The sequence below is a fragment of the Micromonospora sicca genome (assembly GCF_003172935.1).
GTDB classification, from domain to species: Bacteria; Actinomycetota; Actinomycetes; order Mycobacteriales; family Micromonosporaceae; genus Micromonospora; species Micromonospora sicca.
In genome coordinates, this window is the sequence record NZ_QGKS01000261.1 from 1 (window position 1) to 21629 (window position 21629).

Below are 21629 nucleotides of genomic sequence, written 5' to 3' on the forward strand. Positions count from 1 at the left end.
CGCCGGCAGCAGTGGACGGACAAGTCCGGTCAAAGGCACAAAAAGCCAGTCAGGCCAAGAGTCACGCCCACCGCTGCCAACTGTCAGCTCACCACTGCTGAACCGACCCCGCCATGCTCACAGTCAGCCCAGCTTGGGTGCCGCGCGGGAGATGATCGCGGCGAAGTCGACACCGCTCGGCAGCGTGCCGAATGCCTGACCGTGGTCGCCCCCGAGCCGGGAGGCGCAGAAGGCGTCGGCGATGGCGGGGTGGCCGTGCCGCACCAGCAGCGAGCCTTGCAGGACCAGTGCGAGCCGTTCGACGATGCGGCGGGCCCGTAGTTCGAGGTCGCCGTGGTCGGACAGGTCAACCTGCACCTGGCGTAGCGCGGCGTCGAGCCGCGCGTCGGCGCCGGCGGCGGCCGCCACCTCGGCCCGGAACGCCTCCATGACCTGGGATTCCCTGGTGAGAGCGCGCAGTACGTCCAGCGCGGCGACGTTGCCGGAGCCCTCCCAGATCGAGTTCAGTGGCGACTCGCGGAACAGCCGCGGCATGCCCGACTCCTCGACATAGCCGTTGCCGCCCAGGCATTCGAGGGCCTCGGCGGCGTGCGCCGGCCAGCGCTTGCAGACCCAGTACTTGCCGACGGCGAGGGCGAGCCGTTTGAACGCGGACTCGCCGGCGTCGCCGCGCGCCGATCGGTCGGTCGCTCCGGCGAGCCGCATCATGAGGACGGTGGCAGCCTCGGACTCGACCGCGAGGTCGGCGAGCACGTTGCGCATCAGCGGCTGGTCGACGAGGTACCGGTCGAAGGTCCGCCGGTGGGTGGCGTGGTGGGCGGCGGTGATCACGCCTTGGCGCATCCCGGCCGCGGCGCCGATGACGCAGTCGAGGCGAGTCAGGTTGACCATGTCGATGATGGTGCGCACGCCGCGGCCCTCGTCTCCGACGCGCCAGGCGACCGCGTGCTCGTACTCGACCTCGGCCGAGGCGTTGGACCGGTTGCCGAGTTTGTCCTTGAGGCGCATCAGCCGCATCGGGTTGCGCGTGCCGTCCGGCAGGACACGCGGGACGAGGAAGCAGGTGAGTCCGCCCGGCGCCTGGGCGAGGGTGAGGAAGATGTCGCACATCGGCGCCGACGTGAACCACTTGTGCCCGAGAAGCCGATAGGTGCCGTCCGGCTCGGGGCGGGCGGTGGTGGTGTTGGCGCGCACGTCCGAGCCGCCCTGCTTCTCCGTCATCGACATGCCGGCCAGCAGCCCCTGCTTGGTCAGCGGCGGACGCAGCCCGAAGTCGTACGCCCTGGCGGTGAGCAGCGGCTCGTACTGCGCGGCCAGCTCCGGGTTGTGCCGCAGCGCCGGCACGGCCGCGTAGGTCATCGAGACCGGGCAGCCGTGGCCGGCGTCGGGGCGCCAGGTGTAGAACTTGGCCGCCCGGGCCACGTGTGCGCCCGGCCGGTGGTCCGCCCACGGTGCGGCGTGCAGGCCGTGCGTGACCGCGGTGCGCATCAGCTCGTGCCAGGCCGGGTGGAACTCGACCTCGTCGATCCGGTGGCCGTAGCGGTCGTGGGTGCGCAGGACCGGCGGGTGTTCGTTCGCCAGCCGCCCGTACTCGATCGCCTGCTCGCTGCCGCCGATCCGGCCGAGCTCGTGCAGCTCGGCGGCGGCCCAGCCGGCGCCCTCCCGCTCGAGCCCGTCGAGCAGTGGCGGGTCGTCCGCCGCGTCGTAGCCGGTCAGCGGGGGAACCTGGTTGAAGACCTCGTGTGTCGTCACGGCGATACTCCAAGCGCGCGGTGGATGAACGTGATCAGGCTGGGGATGGTGCTCGGGCCGGCGACCCCGGCGGCCAGCGGACCGACCATGGCCTCGGCCAGGGCGCCGACCAGAGCCGTCGCGGTCAGCTCCGGGTCCTGCGGAGGTAGTTCACCGCTCGCCACACCGGCCGCGACGTACCCGGCGATCAGCTCGGCGTATCCACGGCGGAACACGAGCCGCTGGGCGTCGACCGCCGGGTCGACCGGCTCGGCGAGCAGGGCGTACGCCAACCGCGGGGACTGCAGCGCGCGACCGGAGAACGTCTCGATGACGGCTGACACGCGCTCGGCGACGGCGGTCTTCAGCGCTGCGGCGCGCGCGACCGCGTCCATCTCGCGCTGGGAGGCTGTGCGAAACACCTCGGCGAACAGGTCGGCCTTGGTGGGGAAGTGGCGGTAGACGCTGCCGGTCGCCACACCGGCCCGCTCTGCGACGGCGGCTACCGAGCAGCCGGCGTATCCGTGCCCGGCCATGATCTCCAGTGCGGCGGCAATGATCCGCTCCCGGGAGGCGGTCAGCCGAGCTTTCACGCGCTCGGTGCTCCGGTAGGCCACGCAAAGAATTGAAGCATCATTCAGTCCTTGGCGGCAAGGTGGCGACCACCCCGGATCGGACATCGTCTCCTCGAAGTACGGCAGCCGAGTGGCCCCGTCCGGGGCTCCCGGAGGAGTCGGGCACAGCCTTTCCAGGTGCGGTTGCGTGGCGAGTGCCGGGTTTACCGAGCGGAACGGTTGCAGCTTGGTCTAGCGCCCCGTCGTGATCTTGGTACGGCTCGTCAGATCAGGTACCGTCGCCTGTCACACCGTCTTTGCACCAACCCTGGCTGCCCGTCATATGGGGGCTGAATTCGGAGGGACATAGCCGTGAGGTTCGATAGCGCAGTCCGCAAGGCCGGCCTCGTCGTGGCGATCGCCGCCCTCGCGGTGAGCGCGGGATGCGCCAAGAAGGACGAGGGCGAGGTCCAGGCGGGCGGGGTCAAGCTCATCGAGAAGGGCAAGCTGACCGTCTGCACCCACCTGCCGTACGCGCCGTTCCAGTCCAAGGATTCCAGCGGCAAGGTGGTCGGGTTCGACGTCGACGTGATGGACCTGGTCGCCAAGGAACTCGGCGTCGAACAGACGATCGTCGACACGCCGTTCGAGGGGATCAAGTCCGGCCAGGACCTGAACACGGGCAAGTGTGACGCCGCGGCTGCCGGCATGACGATCACCGAGGAGCGGCAGAAGGTGATGAACTTCTCCGATCCCTACTTCGACGCAACCCAGGCGATGTTGGTCAAGACCGGCAAGCCGTACAAGTCGCTCGACGACCTCAAGGGCAAGAAGCTCGGCGTCCAGGCTGCGACGACTGGCCGTGACTACGCCAAGAAGCTCGCCGACGAGAAGGGCCTGCAGCTCGTCGAGTTCGAGGACCTCGCCGCCGAGCAGCAGGCCCTGGCCAACGGCCAGATCGAGGCCGCCATCAACGACCTGCCGGTCTGGACCGAGTACATCAAGGAGCACTCGGGCGGGTTCGAGGTGGCGGCCGAGTTCGACACCGGAGAGCAGTACGGGTTCTCGGTGAAGAAGGACGGCAACCCGGAACTGCTCAAGAAGATCAATGAGGTGCTGGCCAAGGCCAAGCAGGACGGCACGTACGACAAGATCTACGAGAAGTGGATCGGCAAGCAGCCGAACAAGTGATCGAACCTTGTAGCAGCAGGGCGCGCGCCTGGCGCGCGCCCTGCGCGTCGGCAACCTCCGCCCAGTCAAGGAGAGTCGAACGGTGAAGCTGCGACGCCGCCAGCGAGAGCGGCTGTCCCTCTGGCTCCAGTACCTGGCCTTTGTCGCCATCATCGCCGTGGTGATCTTTGCCGCGGACTGGGGCAGGCTGAGCGAGGCGTTCTTCCGGGTCGACATCATCGAGTCGATGTTCCCGACGATCATCACCGTTGCGCTCCGCAACACGATCCTGTACACGCTGGGTGCGTTCGCCTTCGGCCTCGTGTTCGGCACCGTCCTCGCGTTGATGCGGCTGTCCCGGGTGGCTCCGTACCGCTGGGTGGCGACGGCGTACATCGAACTGTTCCGCGGTCTGCCCGCGCTGCTGGTGCTCTTCCTCGTGGGATACGGCATTCCCATCGCCTTCCCGGAGCGGGAGATTCCGGGCGGCGTGTTCGGATCGATCGCGATCGGTCTCGGGTTGACCGCCGCGGCGTACATGGCCGAGACCATCCGGGCCGGCATCCAGGCCGTGCCGAAGGGGCAGATGGAGGCGGCGCGCACCCTCGGCATGTCGCACTTCACCGCGATGCGCACCATCGTCATCCCGCAGGCGTTCCGGATCGTGATCCCGCCGCTGACGAACGAGCTCATTCTGCTGACCAAGGACTCGTCGCTCGCCTACGTGCTCGGCGTGACGGCGCAGACCATCGAGGTCACGAAGTTCGGTCGGGACACGCTGAACGACCGGGTGAACGCCACCCCGCTGCTGGTGGCCGGCCTCACCTACCTGATCATCACCCTGCCCCTGTCCCAGGTGGTACGTCGCCTCGAACTCCGCTACGCCAAGGCTCGGTGACCCACATGACCACTCCTCAAACCCAGCCCGCCGTCGAGATCCGCGACCTGCACAAGTCCTTCGGGTCGCTCGAAGTGCTCAAGGGCATCGACTTCGAGGTCGGCCACGGCGAAGTGGTGTGCGTCATCGGGCCGTCCGGGTCCGGCAAATCGACCCTGCTGCGCTGCGTCAACCTGTTGGAGGAGCCGACCGCCGGCAAGATCTGGGTGAACGGGACCGAGATGACCGACCCGGATGTCGAGATCGACTCGGTCCGCCGCGGCATCGGCATGGTCTTCCAGTCGTTCAACCTCTTCCCGCATCTGACCGTGCTGGACAACCTCACCATCGCCCAGCGCCGGGTGCTCCGGCGTGGCCGCGCCGAAGCCGAGCGGATCGCGCGGGGCAACCTGGAGCGGGTCGGCCTGACCGACAAGGCCGACGCGTTCCCGGCGCAGCTCTCCGGCGGGCAGCAGCAGCGGGCGGCGATCGCCCGATCGCTGTCGATGGACCCCAAGCTGATGCTCTTCGACGAGCCGACCTCCGCGCTCGATCCGGAACTGGTCGGCGACGTGCTCACCGTCATGCGCCAGCTGGCCGAGGACGGCATGACGATGCTGGTGGTCACCCACGAGATGGCGTTCGCGCGGGACGTCGCCGACCGGGTCGTGTTCATGGACGGCGGCGTGGTGGTCGAGCAGGGGCCGCCCCAGGAGGTACTCGGCGCGCCGCGGCACGAACGGACCCGCTCGTTCCTCTCCCGGGTCCTCGACCCGACCCATGTCGCGCAGCTCGGTCAGCCCGACCAGTCCGCCGAGTCACCGGAGCCGCCCCGGCTGCCGGCCGACGACCGCCACAACCTCTGACAGCCGCCCATCCTGAATCATGGACGCCGTTTGAAGCGTGTGGCGGCGATCGCCAGGCAGGCTGTGGGCGTTCAGCAGCATGCCGATCATCGCTCCGTCGGTCAGGATGCAGCTGCGCCGTTGCGCCCCGCCCGGTTCGGACGGGGCGCGTCGTCGCCGCTCATGCCGTCACCAGCAGCTCTCATCCAGGCTCGGCGGACATGCCGATGGCCGCGGCGCCGACGATGGCCTTGTCACCGTCGTGCTGCACGTAGCCGACCACCGAGGCTTGTTGAGGATCAAGGTCTGGCGACACCTCCAGTTCCACCCGCCCACGCTCGGCGTCCAGACCCAACGACGTGAAGCCGCGCACCACGTTGTCCTGCCGCAGCGTCCGCCCGGCGTTCTCACCCCGGGCGACCTCGCTTTCCAGGCCACGCTCCACGATCGCCACGTTCAACACCGCCCGCTCCGGCGGCCGCTCGGTCCGGTAGTCCACCACCACCCGGTGCCCGCCGCCCGTGCCCCCGGCGGCGTCCTCGACCGACAGTGCGAGCGGCGTGGTGGCCACCACCGTCAGGGCGGACGCGATCGCGGTCGCCGCCCGCCGACGGTCGGAACCGACGAACTCGACGGTGCCGTTGACGACCATCTGCGGGGTGTACAACTGCCCGGAGCCGAAGGCGCGCGCGTACGCCTGCTGCCGCGCGCTGTACGCCACGTCGGCGAATTGGTCGGGCCAGCCCAGGTAGTCCCAGTAGTCGACGTGAAAGCCGAGGGCGAACACGGGTTGTCCCCGCTTCCGGGCGTCGCGCTCGATCTCGGTCAGCACTTCCTCCGCAGGAGGACAGCTCGAGCAGCCCTGGGAGGTGAACAGCTCCACGACGGCGAAGCCGCCCGTCGGCGCGACGTCATGCGGCTGCAGCGGCGACTCCGGCGGACGGGCACGATTCGACCCGCTGCGCGATGGGTCCGTCATGGCGCGTCTCCTCCGTAAGTCCTGCTGGCGGATCTCCGATTCCCGTTACGGCCGCGACCATGCGTGATAGTCGCCGCGCGCCGGCGGTTGGCGACGCGCCCCTTTTCACAACCATCGCGCCGCCTTGACCGTGCGGCGTTGCTACTACCGGGGGCTCAGCCTCTGACCTCGATGCGCCGCGATTCGGTCTTATGCGCCTTTTGCCGAGCCGCCGGCCTGGGCGGAGCGGCCGTGGGACCGATGCCAGACAGGTCCAGGTCGGCTGGCGCCCGGCGGTGGATGGGCTCCGACCTACGAGGGGAGCGCCCTCAGACGTCAAGCTGCGGGAGCCGTGCTTGGATGGTCGGGTGGAGTTCACCGTGACAGACGCGCCAGGGCGGGAGCGGTTCGAGGCACGGGACCAGGCGGGCGCGGTGGCAGGGGTGGTCACCTACCAACTGACCGGCAACATCATCGTCTACACCCACACCGATGTCGATCCGGAGTTCGAGGGCAGGGGCCTCGAATCGACCCTCGCTCGTGCGGTGATGGACGACGCGCGGGCCAAGGGCCGGCTCGTGGTGCCAATCTGCCCCTTCCTCGGCGAGTGGCTGGGTAAGCACCCGGAGTACGACGATGTCGTGGCCCGATCGACTCGAAAGCTCAAGTAGCCGCCGAGCTATCGTGATTGGCGGGCCGCGCTGGCCAGCGTCCGGCCAACCAGGTCGGCGAGCGCCTTCTCGATGTTCTTGGCACTGCCGCTGGTGCCAGCGACCGGTTCACTCGTACTGCTCGGCGGGCGGGCTGATCTTCTGCCAAATGTCGACCTCGAGGTAGGGGATGTCGGAGTCGTTGACCGGATCCTTGGCGGTGTGCGGGATCCACCGACCCTGTACCTGCACCCACGTGTCGGACGCCAGTCGGGGCACGTCGCCGCGAAGGCCGATCTTGATGGGTACGCCGTCGGCGGCGCAGCAGGCGAGGATGATGCGGGCGAGCATCGGCTGGCCGTCCGGTCCGGTGGCGATGAAGCCGGTGAGCTGGATCTCGCGGTCCCGGAGGGTGCGGCCGGAGTCGTAGACGGCGCGGTAGCCGTACTCGAGCAGGGTGAGCTTCGCCGGGTCGCCCGGCGGCAGTGGCGGGTAGGCCGTGTCCTCGATGCTGGTCAGGGCGGAGCCCGCGCGGGCGGCGGTGTCCGCGCCGAGAGCCGGTGGCACGATCATGAGGAGTCCGAAGGCGGGGAGTAGCAGCAGCCAGCCCACGACCGGTCCGCCGTGGGCGTGGCCGTGGTCGTCGTCGTCCGGGTGGTCTGCCGGCCGGTGCATGTCGCGCAGCTCGTAGATCAATGTCATCACCGCGGTGGTGACCAGGAGCAGGCCGGCGGCGATCAGGAAGGGCCGCAGGCCCTGCTTGACGTAGCGCAGGTAGACGTCGGTCCAGGTGGCGCGCAGTACGGCACCGCCGAGGAGCATCACCACCAGGGCCTGGGCGCCTCGGTTCACCAGATCACCGTCCCGAGTCCGGCCGCGACCAGCACGGCGAGGCCGAAGGTCGCCGGCGCGAAGCGGGCGGCGAAGCGCCGGCCGAAGATGCCGGTCTGCATGGAGATGAGCTTCAGGTCGACCATCGGGCCGACCACGAGGAACGCCAGCCGGGCGGTCAGGGAGAACTGGGACAGCGACGCGGCGACGAACGCGTCAGCCTCGGAGCAGATCGACAGCAGTACGGCGAGCACGGCCAGGGCGAGCACGGACAGCACCGGGTGCTTCGCCAGCTCGTGGAGAAAGGTCTGGGGCACGGCGACATTGATGGTCGCGGCGGCCATCGCCCCGAGGACGAGGAAGCCGCCAGCGTGAACGATGTCGTGCCGGCACGCGGCCCAGAACGCCGCCATCCGGGGCAGACCGTCGAGGTGGGCGCGAGATGGCAGGCGGATCCACTCGGCGCGGCCGAGTCGCAGCCACAACCAGCCCATCAGCATCGCGACGACCAGGCTGGCGCCGGCGCGGGCGGCGACCATCTCCGGGTTCTTCGGGAAGGCCACGGCGGTCGCGGTGAGCACGATCGGGTTGATCGCCGGTGCGGCGAGCAGAAACGCCAGGGCGGCGGCGGGGGTCACGCCGCGGCGGATCAGGGAGCCGGCGATCGGCACGGAGCCGCACTCGCAGCCGGGAAGCACCACGCCGGCGACGCCGGCGACGGGAACCGCGAGCGCCGGGTGGCGGGGCAGGGCCCGGGCCCAGATCGACCGGGGTACGAACACTGCGATGACGGCCGAGAGGACCACGCCGAAGACGAGGAACGGCACGGCCTGCACCATCACCGACACGAACACGGTCAGCCAGGTCTGCAGACGCGGGTCGGCCATCAGGCCGCCGAGCTGCCGATGCAGGACGCCGATGAGGATGAGGACCACGAAGAGCACCTCGACGGAGCCGATCCGCCGGTCGCGCGGCGGTGGCGCCGGACCAGCGCCCGCGGGTGGCGCGGCCTGCTCAGGCGCAGCCGGTGCGACGGACTCGGGGACCACTTCCGCAGTGGCGGCAGGATCGGTCGTGCTCACCGCGATCACCTACTCCGACGTCGACGAGTGCATCCTAGAGTGATTGTTCGGCGACGGAAGGTGGGCGCGGCGAGGCCGGCTCCAGTTTGGGAGACGAGCACGAGGCTTCGACGAACGTCCGTTTGCGGATCCGCCAGCGAGCGCCCACGCAAGCTGGCTCCTCGTAGGCCTTCGCCCCGCCATCGCCGAGGGCGCCGAGGTGGTCGGGAGAGTCTGGAATGACGGACGGTTCGACGGCCCTCGGGCCCGATATCCACCGCTGGCGTTCGCAGTGTTGGTCAAGTTCGCGGGTTTACCCCGGCTGAGCTGCTCATCAGGTCATGATGACTCGGTGCCGGTTGAGTCACGGTGCAGCGAGCGAAGGAGCGGACGTGCAGGACGTGACGGCGGACCCGACGGTCAGCGGCACGGGGATGCCCGGCTTGGCCGAGATGGTGTGGGAGAACGCCCGAAAGGCCCCTGACGCTGTGCAATTCGTCCGCCCGGATCCGGTTCCCCGGTCATGGCCGGCGAGTCGGTCAGTGCAGGGCGGTCCGGTGCCGGTGACCTGTCTGCAGTTCCGCGACGATGTCCTCAGCATCGCGCGCGGATTCATCGCGGCCGGTGTGGGTCACGGCGACAGGGTGGGGCTGATGAGCCGCACCCGCTACGAGTGGACCCTCGTCGACTACGCCCTGTGGTCCATCGGGGCGATCACCGTTCCCGTCTATGACACCTCCAGCGCCGATCAGGTGGAGTGGATCCTGTCGGATTCGGGTGCGGTGGCGTGTGTGGTCGAGACCAGCGGGCAAGGCGCGCTGCTCGCCGGCCTGCATGACAGGCTCCCTGCCCTGGGCCGAATCTGGCAGATCGACGCCGGGGACCTGATCGGCCTGGCGGGTGCCGGCCGCATGGTCGACGACATGCAGGTCGAGGCCCGGCGTCGGGCGGTGTCGGGCGGTGACCTGGCCAGCATCGTCTACACCAGCGGCACGACGGGCCGTCCAAAGGGCTGCGTGCTGACCCACCACAACATTCTCTGCGACGTCAGGGGTGCCGCCGCGGTGCTGCCGGATTTGTTGCGTCCAGGTGCGTCGACAGTGCTGTTTCTGCCGCTGGCGCACGCGTTCGCCCGGCTCATTCAAGTTGGGATGGTGTACAGGCGGGCGACCATGGTGCACAGCGCCACCGCTGCCGGGGTGCTGGACCAGCTGCGGAAGTACCGCCCGACGTTCATCCTCGCGGTACCCCGGGTGTTCGAGAAGATGTACAACCAGGCCCGGCGCAAAGCCGAAGACGCGCACCGGGGACGGCTGTTCTCCGTCGTCGATGCCGTGGCCGTGCGGTACAGCCGGGCGATGGACACGCCGCGGGGCCCGGGAGTGCTGTGGCGGGTGGCGCGCGCGGTGTGTGATGTCGTGGCGTACCGCAGGTTGCGCGCCGCGATTGGCGGACAATGCCGTACGGCGATCGTGGGTGGGGCGCCACTGGGGGAGCGGCTCGGGCATTTCTTTCGCGGCGCCGGCATCACCCCGCTGGAGGGGTACGGGCTGACCGAGACGTCCCCGGCGGTGACGGCGAACAGGCCCTCGGCGATGAAGATCGGCACGGTCGGCCGCCCGTTGCCGGGCGTGGAGGTCCGCATCGCCGACGACGGCGAGGTTCTCGTCCGCGGGGACGTCGTTTTCGCCGGGTACTGGAACAACCCCGAGGCCACGAACGACACGTTGACCGCAGACGGATGGCTGCGCACCGGTGATCTCGGCAGTCTCGACGACGAGGGTTTCCTGCGCATCACCGGACGCAGAAAGGAGATCATCGTGACCGCGACGGGGAACAATCTCGCCCCTGCGCCGATCGAGGAGAAGATCCGCACGCACCCGCTGATCAGCCAGAGCATGCTCGTCGGCGACGACCGCCCCTATGTCGCGGCGCTGGTCACCATCGACCCCCAGGCGTGGTCGCGGTGGCGGGTCAGACACGGCCACCCGGACGCACAGGTCGCCGAGCTGCAGGACAACGCTGAGCTGCGTGCGGCGGTCCAGGGTGCCGTGGACAGCGCCAACCAGACGGTGTCCAAGGCCGAACAGGTCAAGACCTTCCGCATCCTGCCGCGGGACCTCACCGAAGCCGACGGAGAACTCACCCCTACTTTGAAGATCAGGCGAGAGGTTGTGCAGCGCCACTTCGCCGACGATGTCGAAGCGCTCTACCGCGGGCACTGACGCCTGCCCACCGACCCACGCCGGAGGCGGATGGCTGTGCCAGTCGTGCCGGAGGGACTCGTTACCCCCGATGTGGTTGACGGCCGGGTAGTGAGGCCAGTGGTGGTGGAGGAGCCTGGTAGCGGCATCCGGCGGCTTGCCGCGGGCTCCTCCACCCGTGGGATTCGGCGAGAGGCGTCGGTTGCTGTTGTCTCGCTGCGGTAACCCCGTGCGCCCTGTGCGAATGCCGAGCACATCATCTGGTTCAGGCCCCGCGTCTGCCTTCGGTGAGGGCCCCGGCGCCGTTCCGGCTCGTTGCTTGTTCAGAATCGTCGTCCGGTGTGCGGCTGCGTCCGAGGGCATCGATCTTGCCCCATCGCCCGGGGATGTCGAGGAGTTCGACTCGTCCAATGCCGGCGGGTACCTCTGGATCGATGATGAGGTGTTCGTCGTGTGGTTCGAGGCCGAGCATGACGCGCAGCAGCAAGAGGGGAGTCCCGGCCGACCAGGCCTGGGGACTGCATGCCGTCGGGTACTGCACGGGAGATCTGGTGCGGACTCGTGGGTAGCCGGCAAAGGCTTCGGGTAGCCGGCCCTGAAAGTGCCGGGCGGCGTCGAACATGGCCTCACAGATTGTTGCGGCCTCTCGGCGGTAGCCGTAGCGCCACAGGCCCCAGGCGATGATGGAGTTGTCGAAGGGCCAAACCGTGCCGACGTGGTAGCCGACGGGGTTGTAGCGGGCGCAGTCGGTGGCGAGGGTGCGCACACCCCAGCCGGAGAACAGGCGGTCGCCGAGGAGGAGCTCGGCGATCCTACCGGCCCGGGACTCGTCGACGATGCCGCTCCACAGAAGGTGGCCGATGTTGGAGGACAGGGCGTCGACCTGGCCGCCGTCGGCGTCGAGGGCGAGCGCGTAGTACTCGCCGTCGGCTATCCAGAACTCGCGATTGAACCGGTCTTTGAGCTCGGCGGCTTCCCGCTCCAGCCGCTCGGCGAAGGCGGGATCGTTCCAGTACAGGCGGGCCAGACGGGCCCCCCGCATCTTGGCGTCGTACGCATAGCCCTGCTGCTCGCAGGTGGCCCGCGGAAACGGCGGTAGTCGGCCGTCGCGATAGGAAATGGAATCCCAGGAGTCTTTCCAGCACTGGTTGGCCAGGCCGGTGTCAGGATTGCGGGTCTGGTACCAGATGTAGCCGGTGTCGAGCAGGTCGCCGTAGGTGTCGATCCAGGACAAGGCTGCGCGGGCTTCGAACTCGTAGGCGCGTACGAGGGTGTCGTCGCCGGTCCACCGCTCGTATTCGTCGAGCAGGATCACGAACAGCGGGGTGCTGTCCGCAGCGCCGTAGTACGGCGAGTGTGATTGTTCGGCGAACCCCGCGGACTCGCCATAGCGCAGCTCGTGAAGGATCTTGCCCGGTTCCTCGTCGCGGAAGTCGTCGATCCGGCTGCCCTGCCCGTAGGCAAGGGTGCCGAGGGTGGTCGGGGTCAGCTGCGGGGTGAACGGTAGAGCCTGCAGGCAGGTGAAGATGCTGTCGCGCCCGAAGACGGTCATGAACCACGGCAGCCCGGCGGCGACCAGTTCTGCCGCCATCGTGATCGACGAGTAGCGCAGCGCCGCCAGGTCCGCCAAACTGCGCCTGTAGGTGGAGACGATGTCCAGGCTGTCACACGACAGCCGTGGGGCTGCTGCCATCCATTCGCGTAGTTGCTCGTCGAGCTCGTCTGGATTACGCACGTGGCGCAGTTCAAGGCTGTCGCGGAAGTCCCGCTCGTGTGCACCGAGCACCAGGGTTTGCACGCGCAGCTGTGTCTGCCATTCAGACTGGCCCGGAACACGGATGCGGAAGGTCATCCCACCGGAGTCGATCTGCGCGTCGGCCGAGGTGGAGATCACCGTCTCTCGGTGGAACCGGTCCCGGCGGTAGCGCAGCCGTAGCTTTTTCTCCTCCACGGTGGCCGACACAGTCGCCTTCTTGCTCTGCGGATTCTTGATCTCGAAGATATCCGCGAAGTCGGACGCCATGTCCAGCCGAACCGTCAGGTCCACCTCGTGATCGGCGTGGTTGAGGACCGCGAGGTCCTCGGTGAAACTGCCGCCAATCGTGCGGTTCCGGATGACGGACACCTTCGCGTCGACGTAGTGGGTCGGCTCTCCGGGAACGAGGAAGAACCGGGTCTCGAAGTACCGGACGTCGTCGACGGACAGCGCGTGCAACCGCTCCCCGTTGATGCTCAACCGCCAGTTGGACAAGAACCGGGTGTCATAGGAGAACAGGCCTGTCGGCACCTTACGTGAGGCGTCGATGTCTCCCGTGTCGTCGCAGACCAGGAAGGTGTTGCCGTCCAGCATGCTGATAGGTCTGCCCATGGCACTCACGAGATCCGTGTCTGCAGGCGCTCCCGCCATGCCTGCCCGTGCAGTGCATGCTGTCGCGCCACCTCCCGCGGGTCGCGGGTGCCAGCGGGCGACGGAAAGAACCGGCGGAAGGCCAGGATCAAGCGGGTGTCCCCGGCGAATGTTGCCTCGTTGCGGAGCAGCGCGGCTATTGCCGACTGGTCCCCGCACACCAAGCGCTCGAGCAAGCGGTGAGTGGTGGTCAGCACCGCGTCGGCGGGCCTGCTGTCGCGGGTCACCAACACCCTGTCCGCCGCCGTCATGTCCACATACCAGTGGCTGGTGCAGTCCTGGTCGACAAGATCAATACGGAGCGTCCCGTGAACCCGTGGCGGCAACAGTGAGCGACCTCGCGGCCCCAGACCGACGAAGAATTCAGCGATCGCACTCATGCCCGCCCCCCAAGCGCGAGTTTATGCAGGCATGGATGCGTGTTCAGGTGTTTGCGAAACGTGAGGCAGATGCACACCTGAGTCTGGGCCGAGCTGTTCGTCCGGTCGTGGACCTGCCTGTGCGGGGCGGTGCACGACCGGGACGTCAACCCAGCGATCAACATACTCGCCCGGGGGACGCTGGGAGGGAGCCTCCGCCCCTCAGGGCGGAGAGAACGTCAAGGCGTTGCGAGGCCGAGGCTGATCGTCCTGGTCAAGGTGGCGTTGTCGTCGTCGCCGTCCAACGACCAGGCCATGGCTCCGGCCAGGCCGGCCCGCCGGATGTACAGCGTCTTCTGCAGCACGACCGCCGGATCGTCGTAGGTCCAGAACGTGGTGCCGTCGAAAAGCCAGGCGTGCCCGGCACGCAGGTCGCGATGGACGGTGAAGCTATTGCCCGCCAGGGTCTTGAGCTGCCGGTAGTCCTCGTACCCGGCGTCGAAGGTGGCCGGCGCGGGCCCGGCCGCGGGCTGGAACAGGCCGTTTCCACCACCGGTGACGCCGGTCCAGCCCCGACCGTAGTACGGGATGCCGAGGACCAGCTTGTCGCGCGGTGCACCCCGGGCGATCCAGCCGTCGATCGCCACCTCAGCGGAGAAGTCCGGGTTGTCCGGCGCTCCCGTCGGCACGCGCAGCGCCGACTGCTGGTTGGTCACCGCGTCCCAGGCGCCGTGGAAGTCGTACCCCTGCACGGTGGCGAAGTCCAGGTACCGGAAGATCTTGCGACCCTCGTACCCGGCGTCCATCGTCGCCGGACTGGCCGGCAGGAAAGCGGTCAGCGCGTAGTGCTTGTGGGTCTGCCGGCCGTACGCGTCGAGCTGCCGGCGGAACTCGGCGAGCAGCTTGGTGAAGTTCTGCCGGTCCTCGGGGCGGATCACGTTGCCGGGCTCGCCCGGCCAGTTCGGCCACTCCCAGTCGAGGTCGATGCCGTCGAAGACGCCGGCGGCCGCACCGGGGCCGCCGCTGCCACCGTCCAGGGCCGGCAGGTTCCCCTTCAGGTAGAGATCGATGCAGGAGGCGACGAAGGCCTTGCGGGAGGCGTCGGTGCGGGCGGCGTTGGAGAAGTACGTCGACCAGGTCCAGCCGCCCAGCGAGATCAGCGCCTTCAGGTCGGCGTGCTTGGCCTTGAGCTTGGCCAATTGCCCGAAGTTGCCGTTGAGCGGTTCGCCCCAGGCGTCGGCAACCCCGTCGACGCTCTCCTCTGCCGGGACCGGACGCTGGTAGTCGGCCCAGGCGTCGCCCTCGCCCGGCCCGCCGTCCACATAGCAGCGCCCGTCCTCGCTCACGTTGCCGAAGGCGTAGTTGACGTGGGTGAGACGGCTTGCCGCCCCGGACGTGTCGAGCTTCTTGACCGGGAAGGCCCGGCCGTAGATACCCCACTGGGTGAAGTAGCCGACCCGGTGGAAGCCGGCACGGCGGTTCGGGCTTTCACCCGCGCTCGCGGCGGTCGGTGGGGCGGCGGTGACCAGCACGGTCGCCAGGGCGACCAGAGCAGCGAGGCGGCGGTGACGGAGAGATCGCATCGGCACTCCCACGAGGAATGGAGCGAATCGTAAAGAGACTTTGCTGATTGATGAAGCTAAGCCGATCACGTCCTGCGGTCAAGGGCTGTCTCGGCATGGTCGTCCGGTCGGTGCGGCGTCCTCGGGTACGGGCGTTGACATGTGACCATTCGGTCACCTATTCTGGCTCCTGTGAGCGACGACGACCTGGTGTTCAAGGCGCTCGCCGATCCGACGCGACGTGCCCTGCTCGATCGCCTCTTCGTCCGCGACGGCCAGACGTTGACGGAGTTGGAGGCCGAGCTGGCGATGACGCGTTTCGGTGTCATGAAGCACCTGCGCCTGCTCGAGGACGCCGGTCTCGTGGTCACTCGACGGCGGGGCCGGGAGAAGCTGCATTTCCTCAACCCGGTGCCGATCAGGTTGATCCATGACCGGTGGATCGACAAGTACACCGAGGGCCACGCCGCGGCGCTGTTGGACCTCAAGGCTGAGCTCGAACGCGACGAACCGGAGGAGAATCGATGACCACCACGACGACGGCCGGGACCACGAAGGTCTACCGGGTGTACATCAAGGCCACACCCCAAGCGATCTGGGACGCGATCACCAAGCCCGAGTGGACCCAGAAGTACGGCTACCAGGGCATCGCCGAATACGACCTGCGGCCGGGCGGTCGATACCGGGCCCTCGCCATCGAGGAGCACCAGCAGGCGGGCATGCCGGAGGTGCCGGTCGAGGGCGAGGTGGTCGAGGTGGACCCGCCGTTCAAGCTGGTTCAGACCTGGCGGCCCACCTGGCTGGACGAGCCGGCCACTCGGCTGACATACGAGATCGCCGAGCAGCACAACGGTGTCACCTCGCTCACCGTGACCCATGAGCTGGCCGGCGCGCCACAGACCCTGGCCCAGGTCAACGGCGAGATCGAAAGCGCCGGTGGCGGCTGGGCGGAGGTCCTCAGCGACCTGAAGTCACTGCTGGAAACCGGCCGCTCCCTCTACGCCTGAACCTGCGACGACGGAAGGAGCAGGGGATGCGGCGAGCGGTACGTACTCTGACCCGACGGCTGACTCTGACGGCCGCCCTGGTAGCCGCCGGCGGCATGGCCGTTCCCCCGGTCGCCGTCAGCGCGGCGTCGACGACGGCATCGGGTCGGCGCACCATCACCGGGACCATCGACGGCGCCGACTTCCGGGTGGAACTGCCGCAGAGCTGGAACGGCACACTCGTGCTGTACAGCCACGGGTACCTCCCGGAAGGGTGTGCCACTGCTGGCTGGTTGGCTAAGTGATCCTATGTGGTGTTTCGGTTCGCTGGTGGCCGTGCTCGCCGGCCGGATTTGCGGGATCCGGTCCCGTATGGTGGAGCGTCGACTGTTGGTAGCTGCGGGTAGGGGCGTGGGGTAGTGGCTGGTGCGTGGTTGACGTCGACCGCGACGTGCACCGCGTACCGGGCGTTGTGCGGTGGTAAGCCCGACGCACCCGGAGTTCAGAGGCCTGTGGCTGGGCGGGTGTTCGCCGACCGGGTGGGGTGGCTGGCGGACCTGGTTCGGGGCATGGCCGACGGGGTGATCGCGGCGCACTGGTCGGATGCCGATCTTGCGGTGTTTGGTGGTGGCGTCGGGGTTGATGGGAGGCGTCTGCCGAGCAGCGGGTGGATGGCTTTGCGCCGGCTCGGTTGGGGTGCGGTGGCGCCGGCGGGTGTGGTGGTGTCGGACCGGGTTCGTCGGATCGCGGAGGAGGAAGCCGCCCGCGCTTTGCGTCTGGGATGCCACCGTCGTGCGGTCGTTGCCGCGCTGCTCGCGACGTGGCCGGCCGATCCGTTCGCCCGGACCGGTGAGGAATGGTCGGCGTTGCGTGCGCAGTTACCCGAGGGCACCGACAACGCGACGATCCGCAACCGCACCCGGCAGATCACCGCATATCTCGGCAGGCATGGGCGGCTGCCGGTGGACCTGTGTGAGCTGGAGGGTCCGCCGGTCGTGGCGCGGCAGGTGAGCCTCGCCGCGGCCGACCGGCAACAGGTCGTCGTCGACCGGGTCGACGACCGCATCGTGCGGGTGTGGTCGCAGCTTCCGATGTGCGCGGCACCGGCCTCGTACCGCGACTGGGTGTGGCACGCCTTCGACCTGGTGCTGCCGGCGCCGGTGCCCGCCCGGGTGAAGGTGTGCAGCCCGACGCTGCGGCCCCGCGATGGCAAGGTGCGGGTCGACCTGCCCTGGCAGACCCCGCGCACCCCGCCGCCGGTGGACGGTCACGCTCGGGCGCTGGGTGTCGACTGGGGTGTGAACACCCTGCTGACCGCGACCGTGGCCGACCTCGAGGAGGGCTCGGTGGTGGTGCGGGGGCGTCCGTTGCGGTTCGACGCGACCGGGGTGTCGGCGAAACTGGTGCGGCTACGCCGCCACCGCGAACACCTCCACACCAAAGCCGACCATCTGGCGCGGCTGCGTGACGGCCGGCCCACCCACGTCCCCGCCGACCCGGAACTGACCGCGAAGCTTGCCGTCCTGGAGGCTGAGCATTCGGCGGTGTGCGCCCGGATCCGGCATCTCAACACGGCTCTTGCCTGGTCGGCGGCGCGGTGGCTCGTCGACCACGCGACCGCGGTCGGCGCCACCGCCATCTACGTCGAGGACCTCGCCACGCTCGAGGCCGGTGGCCGGTCACGCAGCCTCAACCGGCGGATCTCCGGCGCGGTACGCGGCACCGTGTTCACCGCCATCGCCCACCTCGCCGCGAAAGCAGGCATCGCCGTGGTCACTGTCCCGGCGCGTGGCACGTCGTCGGGCTGTCCCCGCTGCGGGGCTGTGGTCAAGCACGTCAAAACACCGGAGCGCAGTGTGGCCGGGTACCGGTGGGCCACCTGCTCGTGTGGCCTGTCACTGGACCGTGACCACGCCGCCGCGCAGCGGATCGCCGCCCGGGGCCTGGCCAACCAGGCCAAAACCCGCCGCGACCGTAACGGCAACACCGCGATCCGGACAGCCACCGACACACCCGTCCGGCGCCGGCCGCGTCGACCAACCCCAACCGCCACGATCAGGCCGGTGCGGGATCGACGCAAGACCGCACCTACCCCGAGGCAGGTCCGACCTGCAACGGTCAAGACTTCACGCCTGCTGCCCTTGCGACGGCAGGTTCCCGCCCCGGCAGAACCCCCACCGGGAACTGCCGGCAAGCGTCCGGCGGGACGGACACCCCAGGAAACCCAGCCGTCAGGGCCGGTTCGCCAGGTGCCGCACACGGTTCCCACCACCGCCCAGCGACACCCACACCGGGTCCGCGGGGCCGTCCTCGGCCGCGGCTTCCACCGCCACGTACGCGCCACCCCGATCACCCACCGGGACGGAAGTACCGGCAGGGAGTCCGGCTCGCTGAGGATCACATAGGAAACCAGAGACGCTTCCCGTCGTTCGGGATCGGGCTGACGAACAGGCCGCCGGACCGGTCCGAGACCGAGGCATGGCTGCTCGACCACGGGTACGCCCTGGCCGCATCCCAGTTCGCCGACGAGGGCTTCGGCTACGCGGTCGAACGTGGATTGCACGACCAGATCGCGCTACTGGACTGGTTCGACGCCAACGTGGGTGCGCCGCGGCACACAGTCGCCACCGGGCAGTCGATGGGCGCGGGGATCGCGACCCAACTCGCCGAGCGTCACCCGCAGCGGTTCGCCGGGGTGGCGACGATGTGCGGCGCATACGACACCCATGCCACTTTCAACTCCGGGCTGGACGTACTGTTCGCGATCCGCACCCTGCTCGCGCCGGACCAGGACATCGACCTGGTACACCCGGACGACCCGACCGGCGGCGCCCGGGCCCTCACCGACGCGATCCAGCAGGCGCTCACCACCAAGCACGGGCAGGCGCGGCTGGCGCTGGCCGCCGCGCTGAGCAACGTCACCGGCTGGTACTCCGCGCACGAGCCACGACCAACCGACCCGGTCGAGCAGATCCACAACCAGGCCGAGTGGCTGCAGTACGCGTACACCCTGGGCTACGGTCCGCCGGGACGGCTGGACCTGGAGCGGCGGGCCGGCGGCAACCCGTCCTCCAACGTCGGCGTCGACTACCGGCGTCAACTAACCCGATCCGCCCAGACCAGCCAGGTCGAGCAGGCGTACCGGACGGCCGGGCTCAACCTGCGGGCAGACCTGGACCGGCTCGCCGCCGCACCTCGGATCGCCGCCGACCCGGCTGCGGTCGACTACATGCACCACATCGCCGTCCCACAGGGCCGCACCCCGGTGCCGGTGATCACCATGCACACCCTCGGCGACGGAGGCGCGCCGCCACACCAGGAACGCTGGTACGCCGAGCAGGTCCGTCGTGCCGGGAACCCTGACATGCTGCGCCAGCTCTACGTCAACCGGGGTGGGCACTGCTCCTTCAGCGCGGCGGAGGAGATCGCCATGCTCCGCACCCTGTTCACCCGCATCCACACCGGTCGCTGGCCGGACACCAGTCCCCGAACCCTGAACGAGACCGCCCGTGGGCTCGGCGACCCGTACCAACTCGTCCTGGACCTTGGACGCACCTTCACCGACGCGCCCATGCCACCGGCATTCACCAGGTACGCACCACCCCGGCCCCTGCGGCCGTCGCGATTGCCACCGACTTGATGCAAAAGAACCCGTAGGCCGTGCCACCGGGTTTGCAGTGGCACGGCCCGTACGCCCGAATGGGCCTGACTCTGTTTTGAACGGCCTACGACAGCCCGAAGCCCGGCCGTGCCGGGGTGATCGACAGTGCGCTGACCGAGAAGGTTCACCGTGTTGGTGACACGCCGGGTGGGGTGCTCCGCCTGATTCGTTCCTGTCACATTTCGCCGAGCTATTCGGTCTAATAGGTGTAACTCAGCAGATCGAGTACCTCGCCGGAAAGGCCGCCCCCGCATGAAGACCATCGTTCTCGTCCACGGCTTCTGGGTGACCTCGCGCAGCTGGGAACACTGGATCGACCGCTACCAGCGGGCCGGCTACCACGTCATCGCGCCCGCCTACCCAGGGTTCGAGGTGGAGGTCGAGGCACTCAACGCCGACCCGACGCCGATCGGGGAGGTGACGGCCCCGGCGATCATCTCGCACCTGGAGTCGGTGGTCGGCGCCCTCGATGAGCCGCCGATCATCATCGGCCACTCCGCGGGCGGTGCGTTCACGCAGGTCCTGCTGGACCACGGATTCGGCGCCGCGGGCGTGGCACTCAACTCCGCGGCGACCGAGGGCGTGCTCGTCACGCCGCTGTCCCAGATCAAGTCGACGTTCCCGGTGCTGAAGAACCCGGCGAACCGGCACAAGGCCGTCGGCCTGACGCCCGAGCAGTGGAAGTACACGTTCGCCAACACCTTTACCGAGGAAGAGTCCCTCGAGCTCTACCAGCGGTACCACATCCCGGCATCTGGGCGGATCCTCTGGAACAGCGTGCTGGCGAACTTCCAGCCCGGCCCGCAGGACATCCACGTCGACTACCACAACGACAACCGGGCGCCGCTGCTGTTCGTCTCCGGCAGCGAGGACCACCTCATGCCGCCGAGCGTGCAGCGGTCCAACGCCAAGCACTACAAGTCGTCGAAGACCATCACCGAGATCAAGGAATACGAAGGCATGGCGCACCTGCTGCCCGCGCAGAAGGGGTGGGAGGAGGTCGCCGACCACGTCCTGGCCTGGGCCGTGGAGCACGCCGGCTGGCCGGCCGCGACCGGCGCCTGAAGGACGTCCGCGTGAGCTGCTAGTGTTCCGTCTCAGTTTTGACTAGCCGGTTGTTGGAGGGTGACGCGTCCACGTCGGACCTTGGCGAGGATCGATTCGGCGGTCGCGGTCCACACGAACGGCTTCGGGTCGTCGTTGTGTACCCGCAGGTACTCCTCGATCGCGGTGACGAGGTCATCCACGCTGCGGAACACGCCACGGCGGATCATCTTGTCGGTCAGTGCGGCGAACCAGCGCTCGACCATGTTCAGCCAGGACGAGCTGGTCGGGGTGAAGTGCAGGTGGAAGCGTGGATGCTTGGCCAGCCACGCCTTCACGTTGGGGTGGGTGTGGGTGCCGTAGTTGTCGACGATCATGTGGATCTGCAGCTTGCGGGGCACGGAGGTGTCGATGGTGCGCAGGAAGCGCAGGAACTCGTCGTGGCGGTGCCGGGCGAAGCACTTGCCGATCACCTTGCCGGTGAGCACATCCAACGCGGCGAACAGGGTCGTGGTGCCATGGCGCTTGTAGTCGTGGGTCATCGTGCCGGCCCGACCGGGCTTGAGCGGCAGGCTCGGCTGGGTGCGGTCAAGTGCCTGAATCTGTTGGGTCGGGGACGAGACGCCGTGCAGCGTTTCGGCTGCCGGTTTTCTCGTCCCCGCCCGCCGAACCCGGCGTGCGGGTCGTCCCCGCACCGGGCTCTCCACGTGATCCGGTGGGTCATGCGAT

20 protein-coding genes are annotated in these 21629 nt (G+C 68.7%); 11 read left to right on the forward strand and 9 right to left on the reverse strand.

Annotated elements, in window-relative coordinates:
• Positions 1-123: 123 nt before the first annotated feature.
• Complete coding sequence (locus tag DKT69_RS20390; RefSeq protein ID WP_109803121.1) at positions 124-1752, reverse strand: acyl-CoA dehydrogenase family protein; 1629 nt, start codon at positions 1750-1752, stop codon at positions 124-126.
• Entirely contained in the window at positions 1749-2324 is a 576-nt protein-coding gene (locus DKT69_RS20395; protein ID WP_236648114.1) for a TetR/AcrR family transcriptional regulator, read from the reverse strand. The genes DKT69_RS20390 and DKT69_RS20395 overlap by 4 nt, the downstream gene beginning before the upstream one ends.
• Positions 2325-2657: 333 nt before the next feature.
• Here DKT69_RS20395 and DKT69_RS20400 point away from each other — a divergent pair, with 333 nt between their 5' ends.
• From DKT69_RS20400 to DKT69_RS20410, 3 genes are all read left to right on the forward strand, one after another.
• Positions 2658-3476: a basic amino acid ABC transporter substrate-binding protein gene (locus DKT69_RS20400; protein WP_109803123.1), complete on the forward strand. Its 819-nt coding sequence runs from the start codon at positions 2658-2660 to the stop codon at positions 3474-3476.
• Positions 3477-3558: 82 nt separating this feature from the next.
• The gene (locus tag DKT69_RS20405; protein WP_109803124.1) at positions 3559-4353 is read left to right on the forward strand and encodes an amino acid ABC transporter permease; all 795 of its coding nucleotides are present in this window, start codon (positions 3559-3561) and stop codon (positions 4351-4353) included.
• 5 nt (positions 4354-4358) lie between these two features.
• Complete coding sequence (locus tag DKT69_RS20410; protein ID WP_109803137.1) at positions 4359-5198, forward strand: amino acid ABC transporter ATP-binding protein; 840 nt, start codon at positions 4359-4361, stop codon at positions 5196-5198.
• A 181-nt stretch (positions 5199-5379) separates the two neighbouring features.
• On the opposite strand, the gene DKT69_RS20415 is transcribed toward DKT69_RS20410, so the two are convergent.
• On the reverse strand, positions 5380-6156 hold the full coding sequence (locus DKT69_RS20415) for a DUF1223 domain-containing protein (protein WP_109803125.1): 777 nt from the start codon (positions 6154-6156) through the stop codon (positions 5380-5382).
• 347 nt (positions 6157-6503) lie between these two features.
• Here DKT69_RS20415 and DKT69_RS20420 point away from each other — a divergent pair, with 347 nt between their 5' ends.
• On the forward strand, positions 6504-6806 hold the full coding sequence (locus DKT69_RS20420; protein ID WP_201749760.1) for a GNAT family N-acetyltransferase: 303 nt from the start codon (positions 6504-6506) through the stop codon (positions 6804-6806).
• A gap of 108 nt (positions 6807-6914) precedes the next feature.
• Here DKT69_RS20420 and DKT69_RS20425 read toward each other — a convergent pair whose 3' ends face one another.
• Together DKT69_RS20425 and DKT69_RS20430 are read right to left on the reverse strand one after the other, a co-directional pair.
• On the reverse strand, positions 6915-7637 hold the full coding sequence (locus tag DKT69_RS20425; RefSeq protein WP_109803127.1) for a TIGR03943 family putative permease subunit: 723 nt from the start codon (positions 7635-7637) through the stop codon (positions 6915-6917).
• A complete protein-coding gene (locus DKT69_RS20430) occupies positions 7634-8575 on the reverse strand; it encodes a permease (RefSeq protein WP_236648116.1) in 942 nt (313 codons plus the stop codon). Before DKT69_RS20430 ends, DKT69_RS20425 begins: the two co-directional genes overlap by 4 nt.
• A 536-nt stretch (positions 8576-9111) precedes the next feature.
• On the opposite strand from DKT69_RS20430, the gene DKT69_RS20435 reads away from it, so the two are divergent.
• Positions 9112-10902 carry an AMP-dependent synthetase/ligase gene (locus DKT69_RS20435; RefSeq protein ID WP_236648117.1) on the forward strand — a complete coding sequence of 597 codons (1791 nt, stop codon included), beginning with the start codon at positions 9112-9114 and terminating at the stop codon, positions 10900-10902.
• Between the two features lie 244 nt (positions 10903-11146).
• Here the strand turns inward: DKT69_RS20435 and DKT69_RS20440 are convergent, their stop codons facing one another.
• The 3 genes from DKT69_RS20440 to DKT69_RS20455 form a co-directional block, all read right to left on the reverse strand.
• Complete coding sequence (locus tag DKT69_RS20440) at positions 11147-13249, reverse strand: amylo-alpha-1,6-glucosidase (protein WP_109803128.1); 2103 nt, start codon at positions 13247-13249, stop codon at positions 11147-11149.
• Between the two features lie 5 nt (positions 13250-13254).
• Positions 13255-13668, reverse strand: coding sequence for an SCP2 sterol-binding domain-containing protein (locus DKT69_RS20445; RefSeq protein WP_146231158.1), 414 nt, complete (start codon positions 13666-13668; stop codon positions 13255-13257).
• 218 nt (positions 13669-13886) lie between these two features.
• Positions 13887-15230: a glycoside hydrolase family 18 protein gene (locus tag DKT69_RS20455; protein WP_109803130.1), complete on the reverse strand. Its 1344-nt coding sequence runs from the start codon at positions 15228-15230 to the stop codon at positions 13887-13889.
• A gap of 171 nt (positions 15231-15401) precedes the next feature.
• Here DKT69_RS20455 and DKT69_RS20460 point away from each other — a divergent pair, with 171 nt between their 5' ends.
• From DKT69_RS20460 to DKT69_RS20485, 6 genes are all read left to right on the forward strand, one after another.
• Positions 15402-15737, forward strand: coding sequence for an ArsR/SmtB family transcription factor (locus tag DKT69_RS20460; protein WP_109803131.1), 336 nt, complete (start codon positions 15402-15404; stop codon positions 15735-15737).
• Positions 15734-16216: an SRPBCC domain-containing protein gene (locus DKT69_RS20465; protein WP_109803132.1), complete on the forward strand. Its 483-nt coding sequence runs from the start codon at positions 15734-15736 to the stop codon at positions 16214-16216. The genes DKT69_RS20460 and DKT69_RS20465 overlap by 4 nt, the downstream gene beginning before the upstream one ends.
• Positions 16217-16242: 26 nt before the next feature.
• Positions 16243-16500, forward strand: coding sequence for a hypothetical protein (locus DKT69_RS20470; protein ID WP_109803133.1), 258 nt, complete (start codon positions 16243-16245; stop codon positions 16498-16500).
• Between the two features lie 207 nt (positions 16501-16707).
• Positions 16708-18600, forward strand: coding sequence for a zinc ribbon domain-containing protein (locus DKT69_RS20475; RefSeq protein ID WP_146231159.1), 1893 nt, complete (start codon positions 16708-16710; stop codon positions 18598-18600).
• A 152-nt stretch (positions 18601-18752) separates the two neighbouring features.
• The gene (locus DKT69_RS20480) at positions 18753-19835 is read left to right on the forward strand and encodes an alpha/beta fold hydrolase (protein WP_201749762.1); all 1083 of its coding nucleotides are present in this window, start codon (positions 18753-18755) and stop codon (positions 19833-19835) included.
• Positions 19836-20108: 273 nt separating this feature from the next.
• Entirely contained in the window at positions 20109-20921 is an 813-nt protein-coding gene (locus tag DKT69_RS20485) for an alpha/beta hydrolase (RefSeq protein WP_109803136.1), read from the forward strand.
• Positions 20922-20953: 32 nt separating this feature from the next.
• On the opposite strand, the gene DKT69_RS20490 is transcribed toward DKT69_RS20485, so the two are convergent.
• On the reverse strand, positions 20954-21629 hold a 676-nt coding region (locus DKT69_RS20490; RefSeq protein WP_236648115.1), incomplete at its 5' end, for an IS630 family transposase.